At 70.7% G+C, this 15,892-nt stretch carries 16 protein-coding genes; 11 read left to right on the top strand and 5 right to left on the bottom strand.

The window, feature by feature from the left end; all coding sequences use genetic code 11:
- Positions 1 to 100: 100 nt before the first annotated feature.
- Positions 101 to 1,996 (top strand): ABC transporter ATP-binding protein, encoded by a 1,896-nt coding sequence (locus tag ADL01_RS35265; protein ID WP_053746133.1) that lies wholly within the window; start codon positions 101 to 103, stop codon positions 1,994 to 1,996.
- A 110-nt stretch (positions 1,997 to 2,106) separates the two neighbouring features.
- Here the strand turns inward: ADL01_RS35265 and ADL01_RS35270 are convergent, their stop codons facing one another.
- Complete coding sequence (locus ADL01_RS35270) at positions 2,107 to 3,480, bottom strand: ricin-type beta-trefoil lectin domain protein (RefSeq protein WP_234354904.1); 1,374 nt, start codon at positions 3,478 to 3,480, stop codon at positions 2,107 to 2,109.
- 310 nt (positions 3,481 to 3,790) lie between these two features.
- Here ADL01_RS35270 and ADL01_RS35275 point away from each other — a divergent pair, with 310 nt between their 5' ends.
- From ADL01_RS35275 to ADL01_RS35285, 3 genes are all read left to right on the top strand, one after another.
- The gene (locus ADL01_RS35275) at positions 3,791 to 4,927 is read left to right on the top strand and encodes a molybdopterin-dependent oxidoreductase (RefSeq protein ID WP_234354905.1); all 1,137 of its coding nucleotides are present in this window, start codon (positions 3,791 to 3,793) and stop codon (positions 4,925 to 4,927) included.
- Complete coding sequence (locus tag ADL01_RS35280) at positions 4,924 to 5,328, top strand: hypothetical protein (protein ID WP_053746135.1); 405 nt, start codon at positions 4,924 to 4,926, stop codon at positions 5,326 to 5,328. The genes ADL01_RS35275 and ADL01_RS35280 overlap by 4 nt, the downstream gene beginning before the upstream one ends.
- A gap of 97 nt (positions 5,329 to 5,425) precedes the next feature.
- Positions 5,426 to 6,031, top strand: a complete 606-nt coding sequence (locus ADL01_RS35285; RefSeq protein ID WP_053746136.1) for a hypothetical protein — start codon at positions 5,426 to 5,428, stop codon at positions 6,029 to 6,031.
- Between the two features lie 42 nt (positions 6,032 to 6,073).
- Here ADL01_RS35285 and ADL01_RS35290 read toward each other — a convergent pair whose 3' ends face one another.
- Together ADL01_RS35290 and ADL01_RS35295 are read right to left on the bottom strand one after the other, a co-directional pair.
- Positions 6,074 to 6,289: a tautomerase family protein gene (locus ADL01_RS35290; protein ID WP_053746137.1), complete on the bottom strand. Its 216-nt coding sequence runs from the start codon at positions 6,287 to 6,289 to the stop codon at positions 6,074 to 6,076.
- Positions 6,290 to 6,337: 48 nt separating this feature from the next.
- Positions 6,338 to 7,132 (bottom strand): SDR family oxidoreductase, encoded by a 795-nt coding sequence (locus ADL01_RS35295; protein ID WP_053746138.1) that lies wholly within the window; start codon positions 7,130 to 7,132, stop codon positions 6,338 to 6,340.
- 178 nt (positions 7,133 to 7,310) lie between these two features.
- Here ADL01_RS35295 and ADL01_RS35300 point away from each other — a divergent pair, with 178 nt between their 5' ends.
- On the top strand, positions 7,311 to 8,171 hold the full coding sequence (locus ADL01_RS35300; protein WP_053746139.1) for a helix-turn-helix transcriptional regulator: 861 nt from the start codon (positions 7,311 to 7,313) through the stop codon (positions 8,169 to 8,171).
- Positions 8,172 to 8,914: 743 nt separating this feature from the next.
- A complete protein-coding gene (locus tag ADL01_RS35305; RefSeq protein WP_053746140.1) occupies positions 8,915 to 9,631 on the top strand; it encodes a glycoside hydrolase family 12 protein in 717 nt (238 codons plus the stop codon).
- A 95-nt stretch (positions 9,632 to 9,726) separates the two neighbouring features.
- Here the strand turns inward: ADL01_RS35305 and ADL01_RS35310 are convergent, their stop codons facing one another.
- On the bottom strand, positions 9,727 to 12,228 hold the full coding sequence (locus tag ADL01_RS35310) for a glycosyl hydrolase family 95 catalytic domain-containing protein (protein WP_078960944.1): 2,502 nt from the start codon (positions 12,226 to 12,228) through the stop codon (positions 9,727 to 9,729).
- A gap of 376 nt (positions 12,229 to 12,604) precedes the next feature.
- Positions 12,605 to 13,183 carry a TetR/AcrR family transcriptional regulator gene (locus ADL01_RS35315; RefSeq protein ID WP_053746141.1) on the bottom strand — a complete coding sequence of 193 codons (579 nt, stop codon included), beginning with the start codon at positions 13,181 to 13,183 and terminating at the stop codon, positions 12,605 to 12,607.
- A gap of 90 nt (positions 13,184 to 13,273) precedes the next feature.
- On the opposite strand from ADL01_RS35315, the gene ADL01_RS35320 reads away from it, so the two are divergent.
- The 5 genes from ADL01_RS35320 to ADL01_RS35340 all read left to right on the top strand — a co-directional run bounded on the left by ADL01_RS35320 (position 13,274) and on the right by ADL01_RS35340 (position 15,835).
- Positions 13,274 to 13,720 carry a DUF1772 domain-containing protein gene (locus ADL01_RS35320; RefSeq protein WP_053746142.1) on the top strand — a complete coding sequence of 149 codons (447 nt, stop codon included), beginning with the start codon at positions 13,274 to 13,276 and terminating at the stop codon, positions 13,718 to 13,720.
- Between the two features lie 44 nt (positions 13,721 to 13,764).
- Positions 13,765 to 14,187 (top strand): DUF4267 domain-containing protein, encoded by a 423-nt coding sequence (locus ADL01_RS35325; RefSeq protein WP_053746143.1) that lies wholly within the window; start codon positions 13,765 to 13,767, stop codon positions 14,185 to 14,187.
- Positions 14,188 to 14,299: 112 nt separating this feature from the next.
- Complete coding sequence (gene panD / locus ADL01_RS35330; protein ID WP_053746144.1) at positions 14,300 to 14,719, top strand: aspartate 1-decarboxylase; 420 nt, start codon at positions 14,300 to 14,302, stop codon at positions 14,717 to 14,719.
- Positions 14,720 to 14,772: 53 nt separating this feature from the next.
- The gene (locus tag ADL01_RS35335; protein ID WP_053746145.1) at positions 14,773 to 15,117 is read left to right on the top strand and encodes a GNAT family N-acetyltransferase; all 345 of its coding nucleotides are present in this window, start codon (positions 14,773 to 14,775) and stop codon (positions 15,115 to 15,117) included.
- 10 nt (positions 15,118 to 15,127) lie between these two features.
- A complete protein-coding gene (locus ADL01_RS35340; protein WP_053746151.1) occupies positions 15,128 to 15,835 on the top strand; it encodes an aspartate/glutamate racemase family protein in 708 nt (235 codons plus the stop codon).
- Positions 15,836 to 15,892: the final 57 nt, after the last annotated feature.

Genomic DNA, 15,892 nt, shown 5'->3' on the forward strand with positions numbered 1-15,892 from the left:
ACACGGCCACCGGCCGACGCGCCGGGCAACGGCACACGCGCCGCTCGCCCCAGGATCCGCGCTTGACCTCAAGGTCGCTCGAGGTCGTACCGTCAGTGCCATGAGTATGGAGACCACAGCCTGGATGCAGCTGCACAGCGTCATGAACGCCCAGCAGGAGCGGCGTCCCTTCGACCGCGCGACCCTGCGCCGTATCGCGCAGTTCGCGCGCCCGCACCGCCGCCGCATCATCCGCTTCGTCGTGCTGAGTGTGCTCACCGCGCTGCTCGCCGTCGTGACGCCCGTCCTCGCGGGCCGCGTCGTCGACACGATCGTGTCGGGCGGCGACGAGAGCACGGTCATCCGGCTCGCCCTGCTCATCGCGGTCATCGCGGTCGCCGAGGCGGTCCTCGGGATTCTCGGCCGCTGGCTCTCGTCGACACTCGGGGAGGGACTCATCCTCGATCTGCGGACGGCCGTGTTCGATCATGTGCAACGCATGCCGGTCGCGTTCTTCACCCGGACCCGCACGGGAGCACTGGTCTCCCGCCTCAACAACGACGTCATCGGCGCGCAACGCGCGTTCAGCAACACCCTGTCCGGAGTGGTGAGCAACCTGGTCACCCTGGTCCTCACACTCGCCGTGATGCTCACCCTGTCCTGGCAGATCACCCTTCTCGCCCTGGTGCTGCTGCCGGTCTTCGTCCTCCCCGCCCGGCGGATGGGCAGCCGGATGGCCAAGCTCCAGCGAGAGGCCGCCGACCTGAACGCGTCGATGGGCACCCGGATGACCGAGCGTTTCTCGGCCCCCGGCGCCACCCTCGTCAAGCTCTTCGGGCGGCCCGACGAGGAGTCCGCGCAGTTCGCGGCCCGCGCCAGCCGGGTCCGGGACATCGGCGTACGCACCGCCCTCGCGCAGTCGGTCTTCATCACCGCCCTCACCCTGGTGTCGGCCCTGGCGCTCGCCCTGGTGTACGGGCTCGGCGGCTGGTTCGCGCTGCGCGGCACCCTGGAACCGGGCGCGGTCGTCGCACTCGCCCTGCTCCTCACCCGCATGTACGCGCCGCTCACGTCGCTCGCCGGGGCGCGCGTCGAGGTGATGAGCGCCCTGGTGAGCTTCGAGCGCGTCTTCGAGGTGCTCGACCTGAAGCCCCTCATCGAGGAGAAGCCGGACGCCGCCGAGGCCCCCGAGGGCCCGGTCGCGGTCGAGTTCGACAACGTCCGCTTCGCCTACCCCTCCGCAGACCGCGTCTCCCTCGCCTCCCTGGAGGAGGTGGCCGCCCTGGACACCCGGGGCGGCACGGAGGTCCTGCACGGAGTCAGCTTCCGTGCCGAACCCGGTCAGACGATCGCCCTCGTCGGTTCCTCCGGCGCCGGAAAGTCGACCATCGGGCAACTCCTGCCCCGCCTGTACGACACCGACGAGGGCGCCGTACGCATCGGCGGCGTCGACGTCCGCGACCTGAGCGCCGCCTCCCTGCGCGCCACCCTCGGCATGGTCACCCAGGACGGCCACCTCTTCCACGACACCGTGCGCGCCAACCTGACGCTGGCCCGCCCCACGGCGACCGACGACGAGCTGTGGGCCGCCCTGACCCGGGCCCGCCTCGACGAACTGGTCCGCGACCTGCCCGACGGCCTCGACACGGTGGTCGGCGAACGGGGCTACCGTCTCTCCGGCGGCGAACGCCAGCGCATGACCATCGCCCGCCTGCTGCTGGCCCGCCAGCGTGTCGTCGTCCTCGACGAGGCGACGGCCCACCTGGACAACACCTCGGAGGCGGCCGTCCAGGAGGCGTTGGCGGAGGCCCTGGCGGACCGCACCGCCATCGTGATCGCCCACCGTCTGTCCACGGTCCGCGCGGCCGACCTGATCCTCGTCGTCGAGGCGGGCCGGATCCTGGAACGCGGCACACACGACGAACTGCTGGCCCTGGACGGGCGGTACGCGGAGCTGTACCGCACCCAGTTCGCGCACCGCCCCGACGAGCAGGCCGAGGTGACGGAGGCCGCGTAGTCACGGGGGAGTGGCCGAAGTGCCCGGCAGGCCCTGGCACTTCGGCTTCGTCCGTCCTCGGACCGGTGTCCGTCCTCGGACCGGATCCGGCCGCTCTGTTCGAGTCCGACCTACCGGAGGGTCCAGCGCTGGGTGGCCCCGCCGTTGCAGGTCGACAGGACGGTCCGGGCGCCGTTGCCGGTGCCGGCGTTCAAGGTGTCCAGACACAGGCCGGAGCTGGCGCCGGTGACCGTACCGTTGGCGTTGACGTTCCACCGTTGGTTCTGGCCGCCGTGGCAGTCCCAGATGACGGCCCGGGTACCGGGTGAGGTGCCCGAGGCCTCGGCGTCCAGGCACTTGCCGCCGAGCACGCGCAGTTCCCCGGCGTCGGTGCGCGTCCACTTCTGGTTGGCGCTGTCCGCGCAGTCCCACAGCTGGGGCTGGGTGCCGTTGGTCTGCGACGAGTTCGGTACGTCCAGGCAGCGGCCGGAGGCGGCGCCGACGATCTGTCCGCCGCTCGGCGGAGGGGTCGTGCCGCCCGGCGGAACGTAGGGGCACTTGGTCCGGGACCTGGAGACGCCGCTGGAGTCCGCGAGCGACGGGCACAGGAACTGGGTGTACCGGGTGTCGCTGTCGAGGAAGATCTTGAGCCAGGGGATCGTTCGGCGCGTCACGTTCGAGTTCCCCCAGACGGGGAAGCCGTGGCCCCCGGTGGTGAGCTCGACGAAGGCGCTCTGGGTGGTGGCCGGCATGCCCCCGTAAAGGCCGTCGAGGTAGGACGGAGTGACCGTACCGTCGTCCCGGGCGCCCATGATCATCGTGGGCACCCGCAGGGTGGAGAGGTTCTGCGAGGGGGAGAAGGGCGCGAGCGGGAGGGCGGCCTTCAACGACGGTCGCCGTTCGGCCGCGCTGATGGCGCCACCGCCACCCATGGAGTGTCCGAGCACGCCGAGCCGGTTGGGGTCGACGCGGTCGCGCACCGGACTCCGCTGGGTCAAGTAGTCCAGCGCTGCGAGGAGTTGGGTTCCTCGGGCGGTGTCGTAGTCGTTCGGGCTGTTGGTGTCGATGCCGATGACGACGAACCCGAAGGAGGCGAGCCACGGGCCCATCCAGGCACCCTCGGCGTCCCAGCGCGCGGTGTAGCCGGGCACCGCCGCGATGGCGCCCCAGGTGCCGAGGCTGGTGTCCGTCGGGTAGTAGATCTTCCCGCCGTTGAATCCGTTGCCGGGCGCCACGCTCATCTGCGCGGTGGCGAAGGTGCCCCTCTGCGCCGCGACGCTGCTCACGGTGGGGGCCGGGCCCCGCTGGTACGGGTTGTCGGCGGAGAGAGGGTGCGCCGACAGGGATGGCGCCGACACCGGCCGCATCGAGACGCCGTTCTGGACGGGCGAGCCGGTGGGCGCGGCCTGGGCCTGGGCGCCCAAGCCGAGTAAGGGCGGGAGGAGGCCAAGGAGGGCGGCCGCGACAGTGGCCACTCGTGGGACGGTGCGGGTGCGGGATTTCATGGCGGCTCCTAACGATGAGTGATGGTGCGTCAGGAAATAGCTGCTCGCGCGGTGCGGCTGACGGCGGCTGGCGGAGTGTCAGCTGTCGCCGAGGTGGGGGCGATGAAGCCGAAGGCGGGCGTTCGCCTTCGGAATCAAGACGCCGGTGGGAGCGTTGTGGGAGCGCTCCCATACATCAAGCCACCATTGTCGGTGACACGTCAATAAGCGTGCGTCGTGTGTGTTCCGCGTCCCGGAGCAGATCGGATGTCCCTGTTCCGTAAGAGTTCGAACGTTCCGGAACGGCCTTGCGCCGAGTGGGATGGAGGACATGAAACTGAGTGTCTCTCCGCCGGTGTTCAGGGGCAGACTGCACGATGCCCGCACGGCGACCGCGATCGGCCGGTGGCTGGGGACGGCGTTCGTCCTGTGCTTCGTCACTGGTCTGATCAGCCACTTCTCGCAACATCCCCCGGGGTGGCTGGCCAACAGCCTGCCGAGCCGCCCCTCCTGGGGTTATCGGCTCACCCAGGGACTGCATGTCGCCTCGGGCATCGCGGCCGTACCTCTGCTGCTGGCGAAGCTGTGGACGGTGTATCCGCGGTTGTTCGCATGGCCGCCGGTGCGTTCGGTTCGGCATGCCCTGGAGCGGCTGTCGGTCGCGATGCTGGTGGCAGGCGCCGTTTTCGAGGTGGCGACCGGTCTGCTGAACACGGTCCAGTGGTATCCGTGGCCCTTCTCGTTCGTGCCTGTGCACTACGCCGTGGCGTGGCTCGTCGTGGGGGCATTGGTGCTCCATATCGCCGTCCAGGCCCCGGAGATCAAGGCGCACTGGAGTCGCCGCTCGCCCGGGACGCTCGCCCTGCCCGCCGAGGACGGTTCGGACCGGCGGTCGCTGCTGGCCGCATTGGGAGCGGCTGTCGGGGCCGTCACGCTCACCACCGTGGGGCAGTCGTTCACCCCGTTGAAAGACTTTCTGCTGTTCGCGCCCCGTCATCCCGACAAGGGTCCGCAGGGCCTGCCGGTCAACCGGACCGCCGCGGCGGCCGGCGTCGGCCCGCTCCACGAAGAGGAGTACCGCCTGGTGGTGGCGGGCCCGCGCCCGTACACGCTGACACTGGACGAACTGAGAGCTCTGCCGCAGCACGAGGTGGAGTTGCCGATCGCCTGTGTGGAGGGCTGGAGCAAGTCGGCACACTGGACCGGCGTACGGGTCGCGGACCTGTTGGAGCGGGCGGGGGCGCCGGAGCACGCGCGCGTGCGGGTGGTGTCGTTGCAGTTGCGCGGCGGCTACCGGGTGTCGGAGATGGGGCACACGCACGCGCGTGACCCGCTGACCCTGCTCGCCCTGCGTCTGAACGGCGCGGAACTCGACCCCGACCACGGTTACCCGGCGCGGCTCATCGCCCCCAACAGACCGGGTGTGCTGCAGACCAAGTGGGTCGGCCGACTGGAGGTACTGGCATGAGGACGCTGCGTGTGGCGGCGGGCGCCGCGGGACTGGCGCTCATGGGAGTCGGAGTGTCCCTGCTGACGGACATCCGCGAGCTGCCGGATGTGCTGGTGTGGCTGGGCGGGGCGATCGCGCTGCACGACGTGCTGATCGCCCCGGTGGTGCTGCTGGTCGGGTTCGCGCTCGTGCGGGGCGGTGTGCGCGGGCCGGTCCGGGGCGCGCTGCTGGTCGCGGGCGCGCTCACGGCGGTGGCACTGCCGGTGCTGCTCCGGCCCGGCAAGAAGGCCAACCCGTCGGTGCTGCCCCTGGATTACCCGCGCAACTGGCTTGTCGCGATGGTGGTCGTGGCCTCGGTGACGGCGGTATGGCTGGCCGTGCGGAAGGTCCGGGACAGCCGTCGTCGGCCTGCCGCGTGAACTTCTGAATCCCGCCGGCGAACGGGCCGTCTTACAGAGGTCTTACGTGTGGTCAGTGGAGGGGGGTGAGCGGCGGACGTACGCCTAGCGTGACCGGATGAGATCCTTCCGTACGGTGCGCGTGACCGTTCTGGTCACCGCCGCTCCCCTGCTGCTCGCAGTCGCCGGCCTGATACATCCCCGGCATCTGTCGGCGGCGACGGCCGGCCACTGGGCCGGGCTGCACATCGCGCTGCTGCCCGTCTTCCCCCTCCTCGTCCTCGGACTGATCGTCCCCCTGTGGGGCAGGCCGCGCCCTGACGCGGAGGGTGCCCTGACGGTTGTCTCCTGGGCCGGCTGCCTCTGGTTCGCCGCCTACTACTCCGGCCTGGACGCGGTGGCCGGCATCTCCGCCGGCACCGTCGTGGACCACGGCGTCCACGGCGCGGCCGGGCACCTGTTCGTCGTCGGAGACGAACTGGGCCGGTCCGGGGTGTACGGGCTTGCCGTGGCGTCGTTCGCCACCTGCGCGGTGTTGTGGCGGCGGCACGGCGTGCGCGTACTGCCGGGCGCCGCCGTCCTGTTCGCCGCCTGCTGGTCGTTCGTCGACAGCCACATCTTCTGGCCCAAGGGGGTGTTCACCATGGTCGGCTTCGCCGTGGCGTTCGCCCTCCTGACGGTGGCGGCGGCCCGGCCCGCAGCGGACTCACCGAGCCGCCCCTGACAGTCGGCGGCCTCGGTGGCCCCCCCCGTGACGGCGCTTCGGTCAGTTCTCCGGCGTCTGCTGGAGCTTGGCGAGCGTCAGTACGTTGCCGCCGATTCCCCAGCCGCCGTCGGTGACCTCCTCGACCAGGACGAGGGTGGTGGCGCGGGCGCGTTCGCCGTAGATGTCGACGTAGAGCTCGGTGACGCGGGTGATGATCTGCTCCTTCTGCTTCTCGGTGAGGGTTTCGGCGGGGACCTTGAAGTTCGCGAACGGCATGACGGTTCTCTCTCTGGGTGGGGTGTTGAAAGGGGTACGGCCGCCCGGTCAGACGATGCCGCCGTTGGCGCGGACGACCTGGCCGTTGATCCAGTGACCGGCGGGGGAGACCAGGAACGCGACGGTCTCGGCGATGTCGGCCGGGGTGCCGAGCCGTTCCAGCGGCGGCTGCGCGGCCAGCCGGGCCACCGTCTCGTCGTCCTTGCCGTCGAGGAACAGATCGGTGGCGGTGGGACCGGGCGCGACGGCGTTGACAGTCACGTCCCGGCCGCGCAGCTCACGGGCCAGGATGAGCGTCACCGCCTCCACCGCGCCCTTGCTCGCGCTGTAGGCGCCGTACCCGGGGAACGCCAGGCCCACCACGGAGGTGGAGAACGTGACGATGGCCCCGCCCCGGCGCACCGTGCGGGCGGCCTGCTGGGCGACGACGAAGGTGCCCCGGATGTTGGTGCGGTGCAGCGCGTCCAGCTCCGTCAGGTCCAGGTCGGCGATGAGCGCCGTTTGGGCTCGGCCGGCCGCGTGGACGACGACGTCGACACCCCCGTACTCCGACGCGGCGGTGGCGAACAGGGCGGCCACCGCCTGCTCGTCGGCGACGTCGGCGCGTACGGCGACGGCCCGGCCGCCGGAAGCGGTGACCTCTTTGACGGCGGCCTCGGCGAGGTCCTGGTTGCCCGCGTAGCCGACCACCACCGCGAACCCGTCGGCGGCCAGCCGTTGGACGGTCCGGCGCCCGATTCCCCGGGAGCCGCCGGTGACGACGGCGACACGCGGACGGTCGGGGTCAGTGTCTGGGGCGAGGCCGGATACGGCAGCACTCGCCTGGACGTTCGAGCTTGGCACGGGGAACTCCGGTGTACGAAGGGAAGGCGGAGGGGGCTGCGGACCCGAAGCCGTCTGCTCGGCTCGGCCCGCCGTGCACACCACAGTCGTCCGGTGCGCGGCGATCAGCCAGGGCTCTGCCGACCCTGGGGTTGGCGTCCCCTGGCTGCGCCTCCTCGACGCGCGTGATGATGGGAAGGTGAACCTTCCTGAGCTCGCCGCGTTCCTGAGGTCCCGGCGCGACCGCGTACGGCCCTCCGACGTGGGACTGCCCACCGGACCACGCCGCCGCGTCCCCGGCCTGAGACGCGAGGAAGTCGCCCAGCTCGCCGGCCTGTCGGCGGACTACTACACCGAGCTCGAACGCGGCGGCGACGTCCAGCCCTCGTCGCAGGTGCTGGCCGCGCTGGCACGGGCGTTGCGGCTGGGCGGCGACGAACGCGACCACCTGTTCCACCTGGCCGACCGGCCCGTGCCCTCGGCGGCGCACAGCCCGAACGCCCACGCCCAGCCGGCCCTCCTCGGCCTCCTCGACCGGCTCACCGGGACGCCCGCGCAGATCATCACCGACCTGCACGAGACCCTCGTACAGAACGAGCTCGCCGCCGCACTCCTCGGCCGCGCTCCCGCGCGGCGCGGTGTGGCGGCGAGGTTCGTGTACCGGTGGTTCACCGACCCGGGCTCCCGCGCGATCTATCCCACCGAGGACCATCCGCAGCACTCCCGGGCCTTCGTCGCCGACCTCCAGGCCGTCGCCGCGCGGCGGGGCAGCGACACGGAGGTGGCCGGCATGGTGGCCGAACTACGGCGTCGCAGCGAGGAGTTCGCCGCCCTGTGGGACACGCATGACGTCGCCCTGCGGCGGACCGACCACAAACGCATCGTCCACGCCACGCTGGGAGTCGTCGAACTCGACTGCCACAACCTGTTCAGCGAGGACGGACGCCAGCGTCTGCTGTGGTTCAGCGCCCCACCGGGCACGGAGGGCGCCGCCCAACTGGAGCTGCTCTCCGTCATCGGCACCCAGGACATGTCCACGGACGAGAGCACCCTCCGCTAGCACGAACCCGCTCCCGCGCGCCGAGGGGGCCGCCCCGTCACACGGCGCGGCCCCCGTCCGGCGCTGTCACAGCGCGAGGGACTGCCGATCCTGGTTGGACCCGCCGGTGGAAGGCCACTGCGAAGACGCCTGATCGGGTCGGCGCCTTGTGCAGAGGTATACGCAAGTCCTTCGCAACAGTCGTCCCGCGTCGGTCTCGGCGAGGGTGTGCGGGCGTAGGGGATCCATGCGATGAGGGCGATGACGCCTTCGAAGCGCTTCGATGTTGAGGATTCAGGTCGGATGTCAAGAGGCCGACATCACCACATCTCCACATGTTAGGGAAAGTCCCCTTCCTTTCCCTCCGGGGAATCTTGGAAGCGACTCTTGTGTGCCCGCGAGTGTTCACTTAACCTCACTGCAATCGAAGCGCTTCGACTGCGAAACGCGTTCGCAGTAGTTGGATGTCCGCTTCGGCTCAGCGCAGTTCGCAACGCCGACGCCACCCGCACTCCACCCGCCGTACCGCCGTACTCCTCGAAGCGCTTCCCCAGTCGCCCCCCACCGACTGTTCCCCCTGCCCGCGCTGTCGCCGTCGCTCCTGATGGGGCCGACTCGCGGGCGTACCTGCACCGCCCGTATCGAAGTCATGACTTCTTCCGGAGACGCGCAGCCGATCCGTTTCGTCGCCGGAGAGGACCAAGTCCTCAGTCAAGGGGCGTGGCAGCAACCCCACAACTCCCCCCACCCGTGGAAGGGACACCATGGTTACCAACGCGATACGCAAGATCAGCACGGCGATTCTGGCGCCGGCGATGGCTCTCGGTGCCACCGTCGGACTCGCCTCCGCCCCCGCTTCGGCGGCCGTCTGGAACTCCTGCGACCAGTGGAGCAGCACCAACCTGGACGGCTACAAGCTCTACAACAACATCTGGGGTTCCGGCGCCGGCAGCCAGTGCATCTGGGCCAACTCCGGGACCAATTGGGGCGTCTGGGCCAACCACCCCAACACCGGCGGCATCAAGTCCTACCCCAACTCGACGAAGACGATCAACAAGACGATCGACTCCCTCGGCTGGCTCACCAGCAACTACAACGTCAGCGTCCCGTCGTCCGGTGCGTACAACACGTCGTACGACATCTGGGACGACAACCACCAGTACGAGATCATGCTCTGGGTCAACTACCACGGAGCCGTCGGCCCGATCGGCTCCTCGCAGGGCAACGTCTCGCTCGGCGGCCACAGCTGGAACGTCTACAAGGGCACCAACGGGTCCAACCAGGTGTTCTCGTTCCTGCGGACGTCCAACTCCAACTCCGGCACCGTGGATGTCAAGCCGATCCTCAGCTGGATCGCCCACACCAAGGGCTGGATGCCCGGCAACGAGATCATCGGCGACGTCCAGTTCGGCTACGAGGTCACCTCGTCGTCCGGTGGACTCAACTTCACCACCAACAACCTGACCGTCAGCGGCGGCTGACAGTCGACATCGGGGCCGGGGTCGGTCCGTGTCCGTCGTCGGACACGATCGACCCCGGCCTGCCGCGCGTTGCAGTCCATCAGGGTGGTCCACCGTCAGCGGCTTGAGCCGGCCTGGCCGGGTCCGTTCTGTTCCGGCCCGCGGTGCGCCCCGGCCGGCGTGCCCGTCGGCACGGTGATCGTGATGCGGGTGCCTTGCCCGGCGGTGAGGGAGATGTCGCGGGCGTGCGCGCCCAGCACGGAGGGGGCAGTCTGCGCGGAGGTGGTGACGGCCCTGATACCGCGGCGGCTGATCAGCGTGACGTCCTGGGTCCGGTCCGAGGTGACGGACACCGTCACGGTGCCGTCGGGCAGATCCCAGTCCAGGCTGTGCACGCGGATGCCGCCCCGGCCCCGGACGCCGGTGATGCTGCCCTTGGCCCACTGCTCGGGCAGCGCGGGAAGGAGTTCCACGACGCCGGGCCTCGTGCAGAGCAGCGCCTCGGCCAGTACGGCGGGCAGGGCGTTCGCCGCGTCGGCGTTGTAGATGTGCCGTTCGGGATTGTGGGAGGTCATCAGCGACCGGAAGAGCATGTCGCTGCCGATGATCTTCCGGAGGTTGTCGTACACCTGGGCGCCGTCCTTGAGCCGTGCGGCAGCCAGGGCGCGATGGAGGCTGCCGTGTGCGGAGAGGTTCTGGTCTCCGCGCAGTTCGAGCGCCCTGAGCGCCGGAGGCACGAGGTCGGGATGTTCCTCGGGATTGATCTCGTGCAGGGGCCAGACGCCGTACAGGTGCTGGATATGACGGTGGTCGTAGTGGTCGGACAGGCCGGGCCAGGACCACTCGGCGAGCGCGCCGTCCTCGTTGATCAGGTAGCCGGGGATCTCGTCGAGCAGCGCCGTCCAGCGTTCGACGCCCTCGCCGCTGCCCTGTTCGACGCCGAGGGAATCCGCGGCGGTGATCGCGGCCTGGAGGGCGTGTCGTCCGGCCGTGATGTCGCCGGTGGCGTTGACGGACAGGTACGAGCCGGTGCTGCCCGGGGCGTTCTCCATGGAGAAGGACGGTACGAAGACCGCCTTGCCGTTGGTGTCCCTGCGGGTGAGGAAGTCCTCGTAGAACAGGGCCAGTTCCATCAACGCGGGGCCGAGCCTGTCCCGCAGGAACGCCTCGTCGCCGGTGACCTCGTAGTACTCCAGGAGCGGCTGGAGCAGCCAGTCGGCGCCGCCCGTCCAGCAGTGGCCGGGGAAGTCGTCGCCGTTGAAGTGCAGCATGTGGCCGTACTCGCCGTCGGTACGGGAGGGGGCGAGGAAACCGCGGGCGCCGTAGAGGTTCCTGGCGTTGGTGCGCCAGTGGTCGAGTTGGCCGAGGACCAGGTCGAAATAGCCCTGCATGGCCTCGGTGAGGTCGAGGATGTTGCCGCCCGCGACCTGGAGGTTGACGTTGGCGTCGGTGGTGAGGTCACCGGCCCAGGCGGCGGTCCACGCACCCGTCCAGATGCCGGTCAGACGGGGTGGCAGGACGCCGCTGGAACTGAGGAAGAGATAGCGGCCCGAGTCGTAGAGCCGCTCCAGCAGGGCGGGGTCGATGACGCCCCGGTCCGCGTTCTGACGGGCGATCAGCTCGGTCGTCGACATACGGCGGTCGGCCTCGGGGGCGAACAGGTCGAGGCGGGAGCGGTCGTACAGGTCCGAGTGGATCTTCGTGTGCCGGGCGAGCAGAGCCTCGTAGTCGGGTTCCAGGGCGGCCAGCCCCGCGTGCAGCGGCTTGGTGTCCCAGGCGGCGGGCGTCTCGTACCTGTCCAGTCGGGTCAGGAGGGTGAGCCTGGCCGCCCCGGTGACGACGACGGTCGAGCCGCTGACGGTGACCGTACCGCCGATGGGCACGACACGGGTGACGCCCTCGTACCCGTGGGCGCCCAGCCCCTCGGGGTAGGCGGCGCGCAGGTTCAGCCACCCCGAGCCTGCGTCGACGTCGGCCAGGGTGGTGAACGTCATGCGGGTGTGCAGGGTGTCGCCGCCGCCGTGGTCGGTCGCGGTGTCGTCGAGCGCGGTGTGCACGCCCAGGGTGACGTCGACGGTACGGCCCGGGGCCGGCACCAGTTCGTGGACGACGACCCGGTCGGCGCGGGACACGAAGACCCGGCGGGACCAGGCGCCGTGCCCGTCCGTCCAGGCGGAGGTGACCTCGCCCGTACGGAAGTCGGTGATCCGGACGTATCGGTCGGTGGCGGAACCGTCCGTCGCGGCGATCCGCAGCTCGTAGGCGGGGTGGTACGTCTGGGTCCAGCGCAGCTCCCACCCGGCACCGAAGTCACGGCACGCGCCGGCGTAGTCCCCGGCCAGCGCCATGTCCCGTACCGATTCCAGCCGGTCGGCGAGCACGGGCGGGGTGACGTCGCGGGTGCCGTTGGGCAGGACGAGGCGGTGGTGGTCGAGGACGACTTTCTCCAGCGCCGGGTCCCCGTACACCACGGCCCCGTATTCGCCGTTGCCGGTGAGGAAGCCGTCGGTCCACGAATCGGCGGGGGCCGTGTCATGGATCCCCCGGTCGGGCAGCGCGACGACTCGGGCCGACGTGGGCGCGGTCGGGCCGCCCCCGGCAGGGTGTTCGGAACGCATGGCTTTCCTGTTCTTCGTGCGGTCGTGCCGTGGACAATCGCGGGCCGGCCGGGGGCGGTGGAGGCACCGTCCCCGGCCGACCGTCTCTCGACATGATGGCGGTGAGGGGTCGCGTCGCCGTAAGGGCGGGGTCGGAGTGGGCGACGGGATGCCGCTCGCGGCGATCAGAAGGCTGACGGCGCCGCATCCGGAAGCGGCGGGCCGAACCGGGTCGCGACGTCCGCCGCCGCCTCGCCGGAGCCCCGCGTTGAGCACCGAAGCTTCCGGGGCGGGTGCCCGTCGGGGGTACAGGGCCCAGTGGTCTGCGGCTGCGCCGCGTAGGCCGCAGGCAGGCGGGGCCCGAGGACCCCGCCTGCGTGCCTGCCGGGACGGAGTGTCAGACCACGGCCAGCCGATCCACCAACAGCTCCACCCTTGACTCGGTGTCCTCCGGTGGCAGCCGTCCCGACCGGGTCAGGGTCGCCACCCCGTGCAAGGACGCCCAGAACACCTCCGTGAACAGCCCCGGGGCGACGCCGTCCCCGGCGACCTCGCCGAGGCACTCCAGCAGCGCGGCGAAAGCGTCCTTGAGGGGTTCCGGGGTGTCCTCCTGGGCATACGGGAGGCCGCCGTCGAGCTGGAAGATGGCGTCGTAGACCGCCGGGTTGCGCGCGGCGAAGCCGAGATAGGCGTGCGCGAGGGCGGCCACCCGCTCGCGCGGACCGTCCACGGCGGCGGTCGCGGCCCGCACCGCCACGGCCATCTCGGTGGCGCCCTGGAGGGCGACGGCGCCGATGATCTCGCGTTTGCCGCGGAAGTGGCTGTAGAGGACGGGCTGGCTGTACTCGATGCGCTCGGCGAGCCGGCGAGTGGTGACCGCGTCCCAGCCCTGCTGCTCGGCGAGTTCGCGGGCCGTCGCCACGATGAGGCGCTCACGCTCCGCCCGTTCGCGTTCCTTGCGTTCCTGTACCGACATGATCCGATCCTAGCACCGCTAGACAACCGAGCGGCAGTAGGTCTAGCGTTGCCTCATCAGCTAGCAACGCTAGATGCCGGGAGAGTCGTCATGCTCAACGCACTCGAGGTCGTCACCACCGTGATCGTCGGCCTGATGGTGGGGGTGGAGTTCTCCGTCGCCTTCGTCATGAACCCGATCCTCAACGCACTGCCGGAGGACAGCGGCCAACTCGGCCACGCCCACGGGGGCCGGATGCTCGGCGCGGTGATGCCGGTCTGGTACATCGGCTCGCTCGTCCTCGCCGCGGTCTGGGCCATCGCCGGACGGCACCACGACGGCGCCGGCCTCGTCGTCATCGCCGGAGCGCTGCTGATCCTCAGCGTGGTGATGTCGATGCTGCTGCTCGTCCCGATCAACAACCGGAACAAGACGTGGACCCCCGAGACCCGGCCCGCGGACTGGAAGCAGCAACTGAACCGCTGGGAGCGCCTCCACTACGTCCGCGTCGCCGTCATCGTCGCCGCCTTCGCACTGCTGGTCGCAGCCCTCACCTGACCCCCCACACCCCCCATCCCCCTGCGCCTCGCAAGGAGAAGAACATGTCGCTGAAGAAGATCAACACCGTCCTGGCCGCCGCCTTCGTCCTCTTCGTCCTCTGGTTCGGGACGGAGTTCATCCTGAGCCCGGAGACGACGGCGCCGGGCTTCGGGCTGCCGAACTGGCCGTCCGGAGACGGCGGTGGCTTCCTGATCGTCAAGGGAATCCGCGATGTCGTCCTGGCCCTGGTCCTGGGGGTCCTGCTGGTGACGGGCAATCGCCGGGCGCTGGGCTGGGCGCTGCTGGTGGGGGCCCTCGCGGCCTACGGGGACATGACCACGGTGCTGGCCCACCACGGCTCCGTGGCCACCGCGCTCGGCGTACACGGCCTGACCGGGACGCTGATGGTGGTCAACGGCTTGCTGCTGCTGCACGAGACCCGCAAGGTCACGACCGCCCCGGCGGTGCCCGCTCCGACAGTGTGAGCCCTGGAACACCGGGCGGCAGCTGACCGCACATGCGAAGAGTTGTACGCTCCGGGGACCGCCCTTGACCTGGAAAAAGCAGGCAGGGAGCAGACGAACCGGGAGTCTCCTCATGCTTCGTACCGTATTCAAATCCAAGATCCACCGCGCCACCGTCACCCAGGCCGACCTGCACTACGTCGGCTCCGTGACCATCGACGCCGACCTCCTCGACGCCGCCGACCTGCTGCCCGGCGAGCTCGTACACATCGTCGACGTCACCAACGGCGCCCGGCTGGAGACGTACGTCATCGAGGGCGAGCGGGGGTCCGGTGTCGTCGGGATCAACGGGGCGGCGGCCCACCTCGTCCATCCCGGAGATCTGGTGATCATCATCAGTTACGCTCAGGTGACCGACGCCGAGGCGCGGGCGCTGCGGCCGAGGGTGGTCCACGTGGACACGGGCAACCGTGTTGTCGCGCTGGGCGCCGACCCGGCCGAGCCGGTGCCGGGCTCGGACCAGGAGCGCAGTCCGCAGGCGGTCAGGGTCTGACCGGTCGGCGAGACGGCGCGTCCCACGATGTGATGACCCGACGAGGAGTGTCCATGAGCGACATCGAGATCCGCGACGATCGACCGGCGGGCCGCCTGGAGGCGGTGGCGGCGGGCGAAGTCGTGGGCCACATCGAGTACTTCGTGCTGGCCGCGCGGGGCCGCGCGCTGGTCCCGGTCCACACGATCGTCGAGCCGGCGCACGAGGGAAAGGGCATCGCGGGCTCACTGGCCCGCGAGCTCTACGTCATGGCCGCCCGTGAGGGTATCGACGTGGCCCCCCTGTGCCCGTACGTCGTGAAGTGGGCCGAGCGTCACCCCGCCGAGGCCCCGGTGGCGGACCCCGAGCTGCTCCGCGCCGCCAAGGAATGGCTTGCGGCGCACCCCGACCGTTTCTGACGGCCGCGCCGTGCTCGCCCTCCTGCACACCTCCCCCCTGCACGTCCCGGTGTTCGACGCCCTGCGCGACGAGGACCACCCGGGCCTTGAACTCGCCCACTTGGTCCATGAGGACCTGCTGACCCGGGCCCGCGCCGACGGGCCCGACGCCGTGGCCGGTGACGTCCGGGCGGTCCTCGACCAGGCGGTCGCGGGTGGCGCCGTCGCCGTGCTGTGCACCTGCTCCTCCATCGGCGGTGTCGCGGAGGCGGCCGCCGAGGAGGTCGGGGTGCCGGTGCTGCGGGTCGACCGTCCGATGGCCGCCGCCGCGGTGGTCGCAGGGCCGAGGGTGGTCGTCGTCGCGACCTCGGAGAGCACCTTCGGGCCCACGGTGACCCTGGTCGAGGAGGAGGCGCGGCGCTCCGGGCTCCCCGCCGACGTACGGAGACTGTTCGTGGACGGCGCCTGGGCCCTCTTCCAGACGGGCGACACGGAGGGCTACGTCCGTGCGGTGGCCGAAGCGGTGGACGCCGTGCCCGGCGACAGTGCCGACGCGATCGTCCTCGCCCAGGCTTCCATGACCCCGGCGCGGCTGCTGACGACGACCGCCGTACCGGTGCTGTCGAGTCCCCGACCGGGCCTGGCGGCGGCCGCGGCGGCCGTGAGTGGAGGCGCGCGCGCCGGGTACGCGGGGGAGAAGTCCAGAGCCGACACACCCACTGGCTGGAGGACACAGTGACACACCCGGACCCGTATCCCCGCCCCGTCCCCCCAGGCCGCACCCCCGGCCCCTACC

Source organism: Streptomyces sp. NRRL WC-3618 (assembly GCF_001280005.1).
Taxonomy (GTDB): Bacteria; Actinomycetota; Actinomycetes; order Streptomycetales; family Streptomycetaceae; genus Streptomyces.